The sequence below is a fragment of the Micromonospora aridisoli genome, from assembly GCF_056150025.1.
Window position 1 is genome coordinate 228,201 of sequence record NZ_JAXCFK010000005.1, and the last position, 14,936, is coordinate 243,136.

Consider the following 14,936-nt stretch of genomic DNA (forward strand, 5'->3'; position numbering starts at 1 on the left):
GTGAGCCGCAGGGTGGTACACGATCGACGCCGGGTCGATCAACAGCAGGTCGCCAGGTAGGCCTGAAGGTCCGCAAGGGCGGCGAGGGCACCGTCGCGGTCGGCCCGGTAGAACACCGTCTTGCCTTCGCGGCGCGCGGTGACCACTCCGCCGCGTCGCAGTAGGGTCAGCTGTTGCGACGCGGTGGCCTGGCTGATGCGGACCTGTTCGGCCACCTCACCCACGGACATCTCGGCGCCTCGGGCGAACAGCGCCATGATGCGCTGCCGGGTGGGGCTGCCGAGGGCCTTGAGGAACTCCTGCGTCTGCGGAGCGAGACCTGGCGAGGCGTGCTGGGGTCCAGTCAACTGGTCTGCGGCGGTCTCGCTCATGGTCACACCCTCTCTCGCCACGTTCATATTGTCATTCAACAAAATGACGATATGATCGTTCCATGCCCGCGTACGCCGAACCCGTAATCATCGTTGGTGGCGGCCAGTCCGGCCTCGCTGCGGCTCGTAGCGCTCTGAGCGTCGGTCTGCGTCCGGTTGTGCTGCACGCCGGCGACTGCCCCGTCGGTTCCTGGCCGGACTACTACGACAGCCTCACCCTGTTCTCGCCCGCCCGCTACAGCGCCCTGCCCGGGATGCCCTTCGACGGAGACCCAGACCACTACCCCCACCGTGACGAGGTCGTCGCCTACCTGCACCGCTACGCCGGCACGATCGACGCCGAGATCCACACCGCCGTGCGCGTCACCGAAGTCCATCCGCGGGTCGACGGCGGGTATCTCGTCCACACCGACGCTGGCGACCAGATCGCCGCATCCGCTGTCATCGCCGCCAGCGGATCCTTCGGCACCCCGTATCTGCCCGAACTGCCCGGCCGCCGCGACTTCGCCGGCGACCTGGTGCATGTCGCCGACTATCGTTCACCCGGGCCCTACACCGGTAGGCGGGTCATCGTCGTCGGGGCCGGCAACTCCGCGGTGCAGGTCGCGTACGAACTCACGGCGCACGCGCACGTCACCCTCGCCAGCCGTGAGCCCGTCCGGTTCCTGCCGCAGCACATCGGTGGTCGGGATCTGCACCACTGGTTACGCGACACCGGCGCGGACCGCCTCCCCCGGCGCATCCTCACCCGCCTGATCCGGCACGCCGCCGTGCTCGACACCGGCGTCTACCGTCGCGCCTTCACCTCCCGCCAACTCGCCCGCCGGGACATGTTCACCGCCTTCACCCCCGACGGCGTCGCCTGGGCCGACGGCACCACCGAAGCGGTGGACGCGGTCATCTTCGCCACCGGCTACCGCCCCGACCTCGGCTACCTGAGGCCCCTCGGCGTCCGGACGCACGACACCCCCCGACACGTGGGCGGACTCTCCACCATCCGTCCCGGGCTGGCCTACGTGGGGCTGGAGTTTCAACGATCCTTCGCCTCGAACACGCTGCGCGGCGTCAGCCGCGACGCCACCCATGTGTTGCGTGCTCTCGCCGCGCACCTGGCCGGACGGCGCAGGCCGCCACGCTCGACAGCCCCGACCACGGCATCCGACCGCACAGACCGCGCATTCAGACTGCCGTCGGAATCGTCGGCGACGCACCTGTCGCCCAGACCGCCGGTTCCTCCTGGCGCCGAGGCCAGGGCAGACGCGATCATCGCAGGACAGGGTTGCTGCGGATGACCTCGGCCGCACAGGTGGACGTACTCGTCCAGGTTCGCCTGGACCGGATGATGTGAAGGGCTACGGGGGCGGGACCTCGACGGCCCGGCCAGGATCCACCCCGACCGGAATGCCTCCGGGGGTGCCCGCCGACCGGGCCGTCGCCGGACAGCTCAGCGGGCCACGTCGTAGACCAGCTTCTGGATGCCGTTGGCGTAGGACTCGCTCTCCACGAGCTTGAGGTTCTGCTTGTCCCGGTCGGTGTCCGAGAAGAGCCGCTTGCCCGCGCCGAGCAGGACCGGGAAGACCAGCAGGTGGTACCGGTCGATCAGGCCCGCGTCGGACAGGTTGCGGTTCAGCGTGGCGCTGCCGTGGATGCTGATCGGGCCGCCCTCGGTCTGCTTCAACGCGGCGACGTCCTCCAGTGACCGCAGGATGGTGATGTCACCCCAGTTGGTCACCAGGTCCTGCTCCTTGAGGGTGGTCGACACGACGTACTTCGGCATCGCGTTGTAGCCGGCGAACTCGACGGTCATGGTCGGCCACACCGGCGCGAACGCCTGGTAGCTGACCCGGCCCATCATCATCGCCGCGGCCTCCTCCTGCTCGCGGCCCTTGATCTCGTACGCGGCCTCGTCGAACTCGATGTCCTGGAAGGTCCAGCCCGAGTTGCGGTAGCCCGGTTCCCCGCCGGGTGCCTCGACGACGCCGTCGAGCGAGACGAACGCGGTGGCGATCAGGGTACGCATGGGTTTGCTCCTTGGTGTTGGTCTGACGTGCTGTCGTCACTGCGACGAGCGGGAGTCGGCGGATTCGACAGTCCACGCCAAGAAATTTCCTACCACTTTCGCGGGGGCGTTCGAGCCGATCAGGCGGGCTGCCGGGCGGTTGCCGGGTCGAGTGGCACGCCGGCCGGGACGAGGCTGACCACGCCCGCGGGCAGCCGGACCGGTGGTACGTCGCCGTAGCCGAGCATGCCGGTCACGTCGGGGTCGGCGAGCGCGTGCCGGCGGCCGAGGTCGGTCACCACGGAGATCGTTCCACCGGTGGCGTCCGGCGCGGCGACCGATTCGACGACCGCGCCCCACCCCGGCTCGACCAGCACCTGGTCGGCGGTCACCCGCCCGGCCGGGTCCTGCCGGGCCGGAGCCGGGGCGGGTAGTTCCACATTCAGCCGCAGCTCGACCGGGCCGACGTCGTCGCCGACCCGAGCGCAGACCGTCGAGGGAGCCGCCGCCAGCCGGGGCGGTGTACCCGGCGGTGCGTCGGGCCCGGTGGGTACGAGGTCCGGCAGCTGGGGCAGGGCGGCGAACCGCCCGAGGCTGATCTGCTCCGGCTCCCGCTGGCCGGTACGCGCGAGCAGCAGACCGGCCTGCAGCTCGGTGATGCCGGCGAGCCCGTCCCGCAGCACCACCGCGTACTGCCGTCCACCACTGGAGTTGCGCACCAGCAGTACGTCACCGATCCGGGCCCCGGAGACCCGGGCGGACGGTCGACCCATTCCAGGTGGATCCAGCGGGGTCAGGTCGTGGCCGGCCGGCACCGTGTTGAGCAGGCCCGCGGCCACCGGGACGGCCCGGGACCGGGTGGTCGCCAGCGCGGCCAGCACCCGGTCGGGGTCGCTGACCAGATGCCGCCGCTGCTGCCAGAGCAGGTGCAGCCGTCCGGCGGGGTCACGCAGCAGCAGCCCGTCCCGGCCCAGCGGCCGACCGCCGGCGCCGCCGGCGCCGACCAGCAGCACCGACCACGGAATCGACCGGTCCCCGGTCGGGGTCACCGAGCAGACCGTCCAGGGTGCGGTGGCCAGCCGGGTCGCCGGAGGCAACGAGTCGGGAGCGTCGGGGATACCCAACGGCAGGCCCCTCGGCACGCCGTCGATCGTCCGGCGGGACACCAGCACGGTCCTCGGCCGCTGCCCGCCGACGATGAGCAGCGCGGAGGCGTAGTTGAGCACCGGGTGCAGTCGTTCCTCCCGGTAGACGAACCGGGCGCCGGACTCCTTCTCGACGATGACCACGCCGGTGTCGCGCCAGGCCGCGCCGCCGCCGGTGAAGAGGCCGTACAGCGCGGCGCCGCCCAGCCCGATCACGGCCACCAGCACGCCGGCCATCCCGGCGCCGGCGAGCCGGCGGAACGGCGACTGCGCCGGATCGGTCTCCCGCATCACCAGCGCGGCCACCGTCCGCTGAATGGTGAACTGGTACGAGTGCAGTTGGTCCTGCCGCGACGGCATCCGTTCCCCTCCGGCGAGACGGGTCGGGGCACAGGATATGCGCTGCGTCGATCTCCCGAGGACCGTGCGTCACGCCACGAGCGGCACCTCACCGGCCGGTAGCATCCCCGCGGTGAACGTACGCTTCGAGGAACTTGCCTGGCGGGCCACGCCGATCGGTGAGATCAGCCTGCGTCGGCGCCGCGACCCCCGACTCGACCTGGACGTGTACGAGGTGAAGCTCGACGACGAGTTCCTGATGTCGAGCCTGTTCACCGACGGTGAGGTCGAGTTGGCCCGGTTGGGGCTGGCACCGCTGGCCGGCGACCGCCTCGACGTGGTCGTCGGTGGCCTGGGTCTCGGCTACACCGCTCGCACCGCCCTGGCCGACGAGCGGGTCGCCGCCCTGCTGGTGGTGGAGGCCGTCGAGGACGTCATCGACTGGCACCGGCGCGGCCTGCTGCCCTTCGCCGCCGGCCTGACCACCGACCCGCGTACCCGGTTGGTACGGGCGGACTTCTTCGCCCGGGTGGCCGGCCCGGACGGCCTCGACCCCGACGACGCGCAGCGCCGCTTCCACGCGGTGCTGCTCGATGTCGACCACTCCCCCCGGCATCCGCTGCATCCGAGCCACGCCGGGTTCTACCGGCCGGACGGGCTGCGCCGGCTGGCCCGGCTGCTGCATCCGGGCGGGGTCTTCGCCCTCTGGTCGGACGATCCGCCGGACCCGGAGTTCGAGGCCGCTCTCGCCGCCGTGTTCCCGATCCACCACAGTCACGTGGTGCGTTTCGCCAACCCGCTGACCGGCGGCGAGTCGGCCAACACGGTGTACCTCGGGCAGACCCACGCACCTGCGCACACGGCATGATCCGGGTGGAAACGGGTAGCAGTTCGACAGGCCGCCCGGACCGACCGGACGGCCCTGTCGGGAGGTGGAGATGCGCGCCCTGCTCTGGGTCGTCGGCGTGGTCGCGGGGGTACTGGTCCTGCTCGGGCTGCTCCTCGAAGCGGTTCGGTGGCTGCTCATCATCGGCATCATCGCGCTGGTCGCGGTGATCGCACTGGCCTTCATCAAAGGCCGCCAGTCCGCCCAGAACTACCCCAACCGTCGCTGACACCGCCAGCCTGCGGAGCAACTTCAGGGTTGTTGCTGCCTACCGGGCTCTCTGCCCCAACAATCCTGAAGTTGCCCGCAAAAGCCCGAGGCGGTCAGGCCGGGACCAGGACCGGGGTGGGGCGGTCGTCGGAGTTGTCGAGCGGAGCCTCCGGAGCGGCCGGCCGGCGCCGGTTCGGCAGGGCCAGCCGGAAGACCTTCCGCCAGGCGGAGAGGACCTGCCGGGGCAGCGAGCCGGTGGTGTACTTCAGCCCGTACCGGTCGAACAGCGCCCGTACCTCGGGGGCGATCTCCTGGTAGCGGTTGCTCGGCAGATCGGGGAAGAGGTGGTGCTCGATCTGGTACGACAGGTTGCCGGTCATGATGTGCATCAGCCGGCTGCCGCTGATGTTGGCTGAGCCGAGCATCTGCCGCAGGTACCACTCGCCCCGGGTCTCCCCCTCGATCGAGGTCTTCTCGAAGGTCTCCACCCCCTCCGGGAAGTGCCCACACATGATCACGGAGTGGCTCCACCAGTTACGGATCAGGTTCGCGGTGAAGTTGGCGGCCATCGTGTGGAAGAACGACGGGCCGGAGAGCAGCGGGAACAGCAGGTAGTCCTTGAGCACCTGGCGGCGGATCTTCCGGCCGACCGCGCGCAGCCGGGTCCGGAACTCGGGGTCCTTGTGTCCCCCGTTCTTCAGCTTGTTGCCCAGGTCCAGGTCGTACGCGGCGATGCCGTACTCGAAGAAGCAGGCGTTGACGAAGTTGTACAGCGGCTGGCCCAGGTGAGCCGGGTGCCAGGGCTGGTCCTCGTCGACCCGCATGATGCCGTAGCCGAGGTCGTTGTCCTTGCCGACCACGTTGGTGTAGCGGTGGTGCAGCTCGTTGTGCGACTGCTTCCACTGGTCGGCCGGGGCGACGTGGTCCCAGTCCCAGGTGGTCGAGTGGATCTTCGGGTCCCGCATCCAGTCCCACTGGCCGTGCAGGACGTTGTGCCCGATCTCCATGTTGTCCAGGATCTTCGCGACCGAGAGCCCGGCGGTGCCGACGATCCAGGCCGGCGGGAACAGCGAGAACAGCAGCACCACCCGGCTGCCGATCTCCAACTTCCGCTGCGTCGAGATCATCTTGCGGATGTACGCGGCGTCCCGCTCGCCCCGGGAGTTGATCACTCGCTCCCGGATGGCGTCGAGTTCCTTGCCGAGAGTCTCGATGTCCTCGGCGGTGAGGTGGGCGATCGGGTTGTCGGCCTTCTTCTGGATGACAGTCACGTCGGTCGGTCTCCGATCAGATCTCGAGTTCACAGGGGCCGGCCGCGGCAGACACACAGGTCTGCACGCGTACGCCGTCGCCCGGCAGAGCGGTGGTGAGCTGGCCGTTGCGCAGGTCGCGGACCGCGCCCTGACGCAGCGGGAGCACGCAGCCGAAGCAGATGCCCATCCGGCAGCCCGACGGCATCAACACCCCGGCGTTCTCACCGGCGTCCAGCAGCGGCGTGGCGCCGGCCGCCTCGACGGTCACCGACGAGCGGGTGAAGGTGACGGTCCCGCCGTCACCGGCGGTGATGACGGTGGGCCGGAAGCGCTCGGTGTGCAACCGCGCGGCCTGGCCACGGGCGGCCCAGTGCTCCTCCGCCGCGTCGAGCAGCCCGAGCGGACCACACGCCCACGTCTGACGCTCCAGGTGGTCAGGGACCAGGGTGTCGAGTTCGGCGACGTTCAGCAGGCCCTCGACCTCGGTGTGCCGCTCCACCAGGCGGATGGCGCCGCGCTCGGCCAAGGCGCGCAGCTCCGCGCCGAAGACCACGTCCCCGGCGGTGGGCGCCGAGTGCACCAGCACCACGTCGCTGCCGGCCAGGGCCCCCGAGCGAAGCATCCCGGCCACCGGGGTGATGCCGCTGCCCGCGGTCAGGAACAGCACCCGCGACGGTACGCGTTCGGGCAGCACGAAGTCGCCGCGCGCCTGGTCGAGCTGCACGATCGTGCCCGGCCGGATCCGGCGGACCAGGTGGTTGCTGACCACCCCGTCGGGGATCGCCTTCACCGTAACCGAGATCGGGTCGGTCCGCCCGCCGGGGGGCGAGGTGACCGAGTAGGCGCGCCACTGGCGTACCCCGTCGACGTCGACGCCGAGCCGGACGTACTGGCCCGGGAGGTGTCCACGCCAGCTGCGGCCGGGCTGGATGAGCAGGGTCGCCGCGTCCGGGGTCTCCGGGCTGACAGCGACGACTCGGCCGCGCAGATCCGCGCCCGCACGCAGCGGAGCGACCAGGTCGAGATAGTCGCCGGGCAGTACCGGCGTGGTCACCGCCTCGGCCAACCGCCACAGGCGGCGCCGGAGGGACCTCGTCGTGCCCGGTCGCGGGACGGTGGCGGTCATAGGACGATGGTCGCGTCGCGCTGGGCATAAAATCTTGGCCGGCGAAGGTAAAGCGATCCATCCCTTTTGTGCGGGGAGAACAAACCGTGGCGGAACCGTCGGGAACGACCAATCGGGCGGCCCGCATCGAGCTGGACCAGCGGGTGGCCCGTGAACTGCGCGACCGACTGCCGTTGGTCGCCGGGCAGACCGTCACCGCGATCACGGCGGAGGTACCCAGCTACTCGGGCACCCTGACCGGGCAGATGCGGGACAAGATAGAGAACGCGGTGCAGATCGCGCTGGGCACCTTCCTGCAACTGCTCGAACAGTCCCAGGCACCGGATCGTACGCAGGTCAGCGACCCGAGCACCCCGCTGGTCCCGGCGCTGGAGGCCGCGTACGCCCTGGGCAGCGGTGAGGCCCGGTCAGGACGCAGCGTGGACGCGCTGCTGGCCGCGTACCGGGTGGGCGCCCGGGTCTCCTGGCGGGAGCTGGCCGCCGCCACCGTGGCGACCGGGCTGCCGGCCGCCACGGTCGCCGAGTTCGCCGAGCTGATGTTCGCCTACATCGACGAGCTCTCCGCCGCCAGCGTCGCCGGGCACGCCGACGAGCTGGCCAGTGTGGGTCGGGCGCGGCGACGGAACCTGGAACGGCTCACCCAGCAACTGCTCGCCGGCGAGACGGAGGAGGTGCTGCTGCGCAGCGCCGAACGGGCGGACTGGCCGGTGCCGCAGACCCTCACCGTCGCGTTGCTGCCGCAGGCGAAGCTGCGTGGGGCGCTCGCCCTGCTGGGCGAGCACACCCTGGAGAGCAGCGAGGAGCTGCCGGCCGGCGAGCCCGGCGAGGAAACCGCGGTGCTGCTCGTACCGGACATGCACGGTGACCGGCGCCGGCAGCTCACCCGGGTGCTGCACGGACGCCGCGCGGTGCTGGGGCCCTGCCGCCCCTGGACACGGGTCGACTCGTCGTACCGGCGGGTGGTCCGGGTCGTCGCGCTCGGTATCCCCCAGCCCACCGACGGCGAACCCATGGACACCGAACGTCACCTGGCCGAGCTGTTGCTCAGCGCCGACCTCGAGGCGCTCACCGACCTGCGGGCCCGGGTCCTGCAACCCCTCGCCACGCTGCCGGCCGCCACCGCCGAACGACTCACCGAGACGTTGCGTTCCTGGTTGCTGCACCAGGGGCGACGCGACGACGTCGCGGCCGACCTGTTCGTGCACCCGCAGACCGTGCGCTATCGGATGGGTCAGCTGCGCCAGCTCTACGGCGAACGCCTCACCGATCCGCGTAGCCTGCTCGACCTCACGGTCGCGCTCGCCCTCCCGGTCGGCGGCGGCGGCGCGTCGACGTGACCATCACTCGGAGGACATCGGCCCCAGCAGCCGGATCTCCTCGACGTCCAGCCGCGCCTGCAGCTCCTGCAACACGATGTCGTCGATCTCCCGCCGGTCGCGCATCCGGGTGATCTCGCGTCGCTTGTGTTCGAGGGCTGCCAGGCGTAGCTGCCGCTCGACCTCGCGGGCGGCCGCCGACTCGTCCTCCGGCTCGGCCCGCACCGCGCCGAGGTGGCTCTCGTACTCGGCGCGCAGCCGCCGCACCGCTTCCGGGTCGGCGTTGATCCGGTCGGCGATGTCGGGCAGGGCGTCGAGTGTGGCCCGGGTAGCCGCCTCCTGCGCCCGCCGGGACTCCGCGACGCGTTCCGGATCACCGCGCAGGCCGGCCCAGCTCAGCAGGAACGGCAGGGTGGTGCCCTGGACGAGCATCGTCAGCAGGATCACCGTGGCGACGCAGAAGATGATCAGCTCCCGTTCCGGCACCCGGCTTCCGTCGCTCGCGGTCAACGGCACCGCCAGCGCCGCCGCGAGAGAGACCGCCCCTCGGAACCCGGCCCAGCCGGCGACCGTCCGCACCCGCCAGTTGACCTGCCGGGCGAGTCTCGACTCGCCCCGGTCCACCAGCCACGCCACGGCGGCGATCAGGTGCAGCCAGAGCATCCGCACCAGGACCAGCACCACTGCCACCACGACCGTGATCACGGCGGCGCGCGCCCAGGAGGTGCCGGTGACGTGGTCGACCGCCCGAGGAATCTGCATGCCGACCAGCACGAAGAGCCCGCCGTTGATGAGGAAGGTGGTCAGGTCCCAGAACGACAGGGCCAGCACGCGGGACCGGGCCCGGATCACCCGGGGGCTGGCGTAGGAGAGCATCAGGCCGGCGACCACCACCGCGAGTACACCGCTCTCGTGGATGCTGTCGGCGAGGAAGAACGCGGCGAACGGGGTGAGCACGCTGAGCGCGCCCTCGCGCAGCGGATCGTCGAGGCGCTTACGGATCAGGATCACCACGGTGCCGACCAGCAGACCCGCCCCGATGCCCCCGAGGAACGACAGGCCGATCCGCTCGACCAGTTCGAAGGCGTTCGGTGCGGCACCCCCGCCGAGCAGGCCCAGGGCGATGGCGAACAGCACCAGGGCGGTGCCGTCGTTGATCAGACTCTCCGCGCGCAGGGTGGTGAGCAGGCGTCGGGGCATCCGCTTGGCCAGCCCGGCCACCGCCGCGGCGTCGGTCGGGGCGAGCACCGCGCCGAGCACCCACGCCACCGCCGGATCGACGCCGAAGCGCTGCACGACCAGCGACACCGCGACCATCGTGACACCGACCAGACCGATCGCCAGCAACGCGATGACGATGATGTTCGCCCGGATCTCCCGCAGGCTGATGGCGATGCTCTCGCGGTACAGGATCGCCGGCAGGAACAGCAGCAGCACCACCTCGGGGTCGAGGATCACGTGCTCGAACGGCGGCAGCAACGCGAGCAGCGCACCCAGGCAGATGAGCAGCACCGGCGGCGCAACCCGGTACCGGCCGCCGACGGTGGTGCCGACCAGCACGACGACGCCGAGGGTGATGACCAGCAGCAGCTCGCGCACGTCGCCCCCCGGTTCGTCGCCCTCCACATGGTGGTACGCCGACGGTGCGCCGCGCGGCCGATTCGCCGCAGCGCCGGTCGTCGGCCGGGCTCAGCGAGCGGGACCGGCGCCCAGGTCCTCCTCGATGCGCTTGGCAGTGGCCAGCAGCGGCGGCAGCAGTTCCCGGCGGATCATCTCGAACGAGCCGCGGCTGGCGTGGGCGGAGACGTTGACGGCCGCCACGACCGCGCCGTTGTCGCCGTGGATCGGTGCGGCCAGCGACCGCAGCCCCTCCTCCAGCTCCTGGTCGACGAGCGCGTACCCCTGAATGGAGATCTTCGTCAGGATGGCCCGCAGCCTGGCCGGGTCGGTGACGGTGCGCCTGGTCAACGGCCGCAGCCGCGCCGTGGCGAGGTAGTCGTCCAGCCAGGCGGCCGGCTGCGCGGCGAGCAGCACCCGGCCCATCGAGGTCGCGTACGCGGGGAAGCGGGTACCCACGCTGATGCCCACGGTCATGATCCGTTTGGTGGGCACCCGGGCGACGTAGACGACCTCGTCGCCGTCGAGGACCGACACCGAGCAGGATTCGTGCACCTGCGCGACCAGCGCCTCCATGTGCGGTCGGGCCACCTCGGGCAGGCCCAGGCTGGACAGGTAGGCGTAGCCGAGGTCGAGAACGCGCGGACGCAGTGAGAACAGCCGTCCGTCGGTGTGCACGTAGCCCAGCTCGACCAGGGTGAGCAGGAAGCGGCGCGCGGCGGCGCGGGTCAGTCCGGTGGCGCGGGCCACGTCGCTCAGGGTGAGCCGCGGGTGTTCGGCGTCGAAGGCCCGGATGACGGCGAGGCCGCGTTCCAGCGACTGGACGAACTCGCCGGAGCGCGCCGTCGCCTCGTCGGTCACTGGGCCTCCTGCCGCAGAGTCTCCTGGGCCACCTTGAACGCCCGGTTCGCCGCCGGTACGCCAGCGTAGACCGCCACCTGGAGCAGCACCTCGCCGACCTCGTCGGGGGTCAGTCCGTTGCGCAGCGCGGCGCGCACGTGCATGGCCAGTTCCTCGTCGTGGTGCAGGGTGGCCAGCACGGCGAGGGTGACGCAGCTGCGGGTACGCCGGTCCAGCCCCTCGCGGGTCCAGATCTCTCCCCACGCGTAGCGGGTGATCAGGTCCTGGAAGTCGGCGGTGAACTCGTCGGTGCCGGCGACGGCCCGGTCGACGTGCGCGTCGCCGAGCACCTGCCGGCGTACCGCCATTCCGGCCTCGTACCGCTGCTGGTCGGTCATCGGGTCACCGCGCCTTCCGGGTCGAAGTGGGCCGCGAGCAGCCGGGTGACGGCTTCGGGCTGCTCGACGTTGGCCAGGTGCGCCGCGCCGTCGAGCACCACCAGGCGGGCGGCGCGGATCCGCTCGGCGATGACGGCGGCCTGTTCCGGCGGGGTGGCCGGATCGGCGGCGGCGGCGACCACCAGCGTCGGGGCGCGCACGGCGGTCAGGTCCGGGCGCAGGTCCATCGCGGCGATGGCCTCGCAACAGGCGGCGTACCCGATCGCGGGCGTGGTGACCAGCATGTCCCGGTAGGCGGCGACGGTGTCCGGACGGGCCGTGGCGAAGGCGGGGGTGAACCAGCGTTCGACGATCGCGTCGGCGATGCTGTCCAGCCGGCCGGCGCGCACGGTGGCGGCCCGGGCCTGCCAACCGTCGGCCGGTCCGAGCGACGCCGCGGTGCAGAGCAGGGCGAGGCGGCCGATCCGCTCGGGGGCGTGCGCGGCCAACCACATGCCGACCATGCCCCCGAGGGAGATTCCGGCGTAGTGGACGCGGGCGACGCCCAGGTCGTCCAGCAGCCGGAGCACCTTCCGGCCGAGCAGGTCGATGGTGTACGGCCCGGACGGTACCGCCGAAGCGCCGTGGCCGAGATGGTCGTACCGGATCACGCGGTACCGCTCGGCCAGCGCCGTCGCCTGCGGCTGCCACATCGCGCCGGTGGTGCCCAGGGAGCTGCCGAGCAGCAGCACCGGTGCGTCCGGCGGGCCGTCCACGGTGGCGTGCAGCCCCGTCACGGCTGCGCCTCGCGGTGCAGGTCGAGGGCGCGGTCGACGAGGTGTCCGGCGCTGCCGAGCCAGCCCGCCGGATCGAGTGCGGTGTCCACGTCGCGTTCCGACAGGTGGGCGTGCAGGTCCGGGTCGGCCAGCAGCGCCGCCCGGAAGTCGGGCCGGGCGGCGGCGCGGCGGACCAGGTCGTGGGCGGCGGCGCGGCCCAGGGCCGGCGCCAGCCGGGCCGCGACCGCCTCGGCGAGCAGCAGTCCGCCGGTGGCGTCGAGGTTCGCCCGCATCCGCTGCGGGTCGACCCGCAGACCGGTCAGCATCCGGGCGGTGCGGGCGGCGGCTCCGCCGGCGAGGTGCACCAGGTCGAGCAGGGGTTCCCACTCGGCGTGCCAGCCTCCGGCGGCCCGCTCGTGTTCCTGGGCGGCGGCGGCGAACAGCGTGCCGACGAGCCCGGGGCCGCGCCTCGCCGCGGCGGTGACCAGCACCGAGTCCACCGGGTTGCGTTTGTGCGGCATCGCCGACGAGCCGCCGCGCCCCGCGCCGCCCTCGGCCACCTCGCCGACCTCGGTCTGCGCGAGCAGGCCCACGTCGAGGGCGATCTTGCCGGTGGCGGTGAGCAGCCCGCCGAGCGCCGCGGCCAGGTCGAGCACCGGCTGACGGCGGGTGTGCCAGGGCAGCGGGCTCGCCGCCAGGCCGAGGTGGGCGGCGAACCGCTCGACCAGTGCCGGTCCCGCCGGCCCGTACGCGGCGAGGGTGCCGACCGCCCCGCCGAGCTGCGCGGGCAGGCCGGCGCGTACGTGGGCCAGCCGGGTCCGCGCCTCGACCAGGCCGACCAGCCAGCCGGCCGCCTTGAGCCCGAAGGTGGTCGGTGCGGCCTGCTGGCCGAGGGTGCGGGCGACCATCAGGGTGTCGCGGTGGGTCCGGGCCAGCCGGGCGGCGGCGTCGGCGGCGTCGGCGAGGTGGCGCAGCAGAGGTCCGGCGGCGCGGGCCGTCACCAGCGACAGGGCGGTGTCGAGTACGTCCTGGCTGGTGGCACCGTGGTGCACCCAGGGCCGGGCCGGTTCGGCGACCGCCGCGCTCAGTTCCCGCACCAGCGGGACGACGGGGTTGCCGGCGGTGTCGGCGGCGGCGCCCAGAGCCGCCGGGTCGTACCGCTCGACGCGGCAGTGCCGGGCGATCTCCTCGGCGGCCGGGGCCGGCAGCAGGTCCAGGTCGGCACCGGCGCGGGCCAACGCGGACTCCACGTCCAGCAGCGCCCGCAGCAGGGCCACGTCGCCGATCTCGGCGTCGACGTCGGGAGTCCCGGACAGCCCGCGCAGCAGTGCCTCAGAGGGCGAAGAAGACGGTCTCATGCTCTCCCTGCAGGCGGATGTCGAACTGGAACCCGTCCGCCGCCGGCCGGGCCAGCAGCGTGTCGCGACGCTCGGGGTCGACGGTACGCAGCACCGGGTCGGCGGCGTTGGCCGCCTCGCCCGCGAAGTAGACCCGGGTGACGAGGCGGTGCAGCAGCCCTCGCGCGAACACCGACAGGGTCAGGTGCGGCGCCTCGGTGTCGCCGTCGAAGGTGGGCAGCGGACCCGGCCTGACGGTGTGCAGCGCGTAGCGGCCCTCGGCGTCGGTCTCGGCCCGGCCGAAGCCGCGGAACCCGTCGACGGTCGGTGGCCGGGCGCCACGCGGATCGTCGGGGTGGTCGAAGCGGCCGTCGGGGTCGGCCTGCCAGCTCTCCACCATCGCGTCGACCACCGCGGCACCGGTGCCGTCGACGATCCGGCCACGCAGCCAGAACGCCCCGGGCGTGCCCTCCGGGACCACGTACGGTCCGTCGGGCCAGTGCAGGCCGATGGCCAGGTACGGCCCGACGGTCTGGGCGGGCGTGACGCCCAGCGGCTCACTCATCGTCGTCCTCGTCCTCGAACACGGTGGCCTCCCGGCCACGCAGCACGATGTCGAACTCGTAGGCCAGCGCCCACTCGGGGCGGGTGGCGGCGTGGTCGTAGCGGGCCACCATCCGCTGCCGGGCCCGCTCGTCGCGGACCGAGTTGAAGATCGGGTCCTGGAAGAACAGCGGGTCGCCCGGGAAGTACATCTGGGTGACCAGCCGTTGGGTGAACGCGCGGCCGAAGAGCGAGAAGTGGATGTGCGCGGGCCGCCAGGCGTTGTCGTGGTTACGCCACGGGTAGGCGCCGGGCTGCACGGTGACGAAGCGGTAGCGACCCTGCGCGTCGGTCAACGCGCGCCCGACCCCGGTGAAGTTCGGATCCAGTGGCGCCGGCCAGGTGTCGGCGGCGTGCCGGTAGCGGCCGGCGGCGTTGGCCTGCCAGATCTCGACGAGGGTGTGCGGCACGGCCCGGCCGTCGCCGTCCAGGACCCGGCCGTGGACGATGATCCGCTGCCCGAGGGGTTCGCCGTCGTGCTGGCGGGTCAGGTCGTGGTCCAGCTCGCCGAGGCGGCCCTCGCCCAGCAGCGGGCCGGTGACCTCGGTGAGCCGCTGCGGTAGGTAGGTCAACGGCTGCTGCGGAGCGCGCGGCACGGTGGACCGGTAGCCGGGGCTGAGCAGTGGTGGGTGGGCGTCGACGTCGTCGCGCCGGTAGGTCGGCAGGACCAGTTTCCGGCCGGTGTCCTGGCTCATGGCCGTTCCTTCCGTTCAGACTTCCAGTCCGACGGCTCGGCGTGGA

Annotated in this window: 16 protein-coding genes; 4 read left to right on the forward strand and 12 right to left on the reverse strand. The window is 72.2% G+C overall.

Annotated elements, in window-relative coordinates; genetic code table 11:
• Positions 1–38 precede the first annotated feature (38 nt).
• A complete protein-coding gene (locus tag SM447_RS13110; protein WP_474573029.1) occupies positions 39–371 on the reverse strand; it encodes an ArsR/SmtB family transcription factor in 333 nt (110 codons plus the stop codon).
• Positions 372–433: 62 nt separating this feature from the next.
• Between SM447_RS13110 and SM447_RS13115 the strand changes: the two genes are divergently transcribed.
• Positions 434–1,663: a flavin-containing monooxygenase gene (locus SM447_RS13115; RefSeq protein ID WP_474573030.1), complete on the forward strand. Its 1,230-nt coding sequence runs from the start codon at positions 434–436 to the stop codon at positions 1,661–1,663.
• A 152-nt stretch (positions 1,664–1,815) separates the two neighbouring features.
• Here SM447_RS13115 and SM447_RS13120 read toward each other — a convergent pair whose 3' ends face one another.
• Positions 1,816–2,391, reverse strand: a complete 576-nt coding sequence (locus tag SM447_RS13120) for a dihydrofolate reductase family protein (RefSeq protein WP_474573031.1) — start codon at positions 2,389–2,391, stop codon at positions 1,816–1,818.
• 119 nt (positions 2,392–2,510) lie between these two features.
• The gene (eccB, locus tag SM447_RS13125; protein WP_474573032.1) at positions 2,511–3,875 is read right to left on the reverse strand and encodes a type VII secretion protein EccB; all 1,365 of its coding nucleotides are present in this window, start codon (positions 3,873–3,875) and stop codon (positions 2,511–2,513) included.
• 112 nt (positions 3,876–3,987) lie between these two features.
• Between eccB and SM447_RS13130 the strand changes: the two genes are divergently transcribed.
• Together SM447_RS13130 and SM447_RS13135 are read left to right on the forward strand one after the other, a co-directional pair.
• A complete protein-coding gene (locus tag SM447_RS13130; RefSeq protein ID WP_474573033.1) occupies positions 3,988–4,722 on the forward strand; it encodes a polyamine aminopropyltransferase in 735 nt (244 codons plus the stop codon).
• 70 nt (positions 4,723–4,792) lie between these two features.
• Positions 4,793–4,969, forward strand: a complete 177-nt coding sequence (locus tag SM447_RS13135) for a hypothetical protein (RefSeq protein WP_474573034.1) — start codon at positions 4,793–4,795, stop codon at positions 4,967–4,969.
• 94 nt (positions 4,970–5,063) lie between these two features.
• Here the strand turns inward: SM447_RS13135 and SM447_RS13140 are convergent, their stop codons facing one another.
• Together SM447_RS13140 and SM447_RS13145 are read right to left on the reverse strand one after the other, a co-directional pair.
• Positions 5,064–6,221 (reverse strand): fatty acid desaturase family protein, encoded by a 1,158-nt coding sequence (locus SM447_RS13140; RefSeq protein WP_474573035.1) that lies wholly within the window; start codon positions 6,219–6,221, stop codon positions 5,064–5,066.
• Positions 6,222–6,237: 16 nt separating this feature from the next.
• Entirely contained in the window at positions 6,238–7,329 is a 1,092-nt protein-coding gene (locus SM447_RS13145; protein WP_474573036.1) for a ferredoxin reductase, read from the reverse strand.
• An 86-nt stretch (positions 7,330–7,415) separates the two neighbouring features.
• Between SM447_RS13145 and SM447_RS13150 the strand changes: the two genes are divergently transcribed.
• Entirely contained in the window at positions 7,416–8,666 is a 1,251-nt protein-coding gene (locus SM447_RS13150) for a PucR family transcriptional regulator (RefSeq protein WP_474573037.1), read from the forward strand.
• Positions 8,667–8,669: 3 nt separating this feature from the next.
• Here the strand turns inward: SM447_RS13150 and SM447_RS13155 are convergent, their stop codons facing one another.
• The 7 genes from SM447_RS13155 to pcaH all read right to left on the reverse strand — a co-directional run bounded on the left by SM447_RS13155 (position 8,670) and on the right by pcaH (position 14,890).
• Positions 8,670–10,244, reverse strand: a complete 1,575-nt coding sequence (locus tag SM447_RS13155; RefSeq protein ID WP_474573038.1) for a Na+/H+ antiporter — start codon at positions 10,242–10,244, stop codon at positions 8,670–8,672.
• Between the two features lie 90 nt (positions 10,245–10,334).
• Positions 10,335–11,123, reverse strand: coding sequence for an IclR family transcriptional regulator domain-containing protein (locus SM447_RS13160; RefSeq protein ID WP_474573039.1), 789 nt, complete (start codon positions 11,121–11,123; stop codon positions 10,335–10,337).
• The gene (gene pcaC / locus SM447_RS13165) at positions 11,120–11,500 is read right to left on the reverse strand and encodes a 4-carboxymuconolactone decarboxylase (protein ID WP_474573040.1); all 381 of its coding nucleotides are present in this window, start codon (positions 11,498–11,500) and stop codon (positions 11,120–11,122) included. The genes SM447_RS13160 and pcaC overlap by 4 nt, the downstream gene beginning before the upstream one ends.
• The gene (pcaD, locus tag SM447_RS13170; protein WP_474573041.1) at positions 11,497–12,276 is read right to left on the reverse strand and encodes a 3-oxoadipate enol-lactonase; all 780 of its coding nucleotides are present in this window, start codon (positions 12,274–12,276) and stop codon (positions 11,497–11,499) included. Before pcaD ends, pcaC begins: the two co-directional genes overlap by 4 nt.
• Positions 12,273–13,613 carry a 3-carboxy-cis,cis-muconate cycloisomerase gene (gene pcaB / locus SM447_RS13175; protein WP_474573042.1) on the reverse strand — a complete coding sequence of 447 codons (1,341 nt, stop codon included), beginning with the start codon at positions 13,611–13,613 and terminating at the stop codon, positions 12,273–12,275. Before pcaB ends, pcaD begins: the two co-directional genes overlap by 4 nt.
• On the reverse strand, positions 13,588–14,157 hold the full coding sequence (pcaG, locus tag SM447_RS13180; RefSeq protein WP_474573043.1) for a protocatechuate 3,4-dioxygenase subunit alpha: 570 nt from the start codon (positions 14,155–14,157) through the stop codon (positions 13,588–13,590). The genes pcaB and pcaG overlap by 26 nt, the downstream gene beginning before the upstream one ends.
• Positions 14,150–14,890, reverse strand: coding sequence for a protocatechuate 3,4-dioxygenase subunit beta (pcaH, locus tag SM447_RS13185; protein ID WP_474573044.1), 741 nt, complete (start codon positions 14,888–14,890; stop codon positions 14,150–14,152). Before pcaH ends, pcaG begins: the two co-directional genes overlap by 8 nt.
• Between the last annotated feature and the right edge of the window lie 46 nt (positions 14,891–14,936).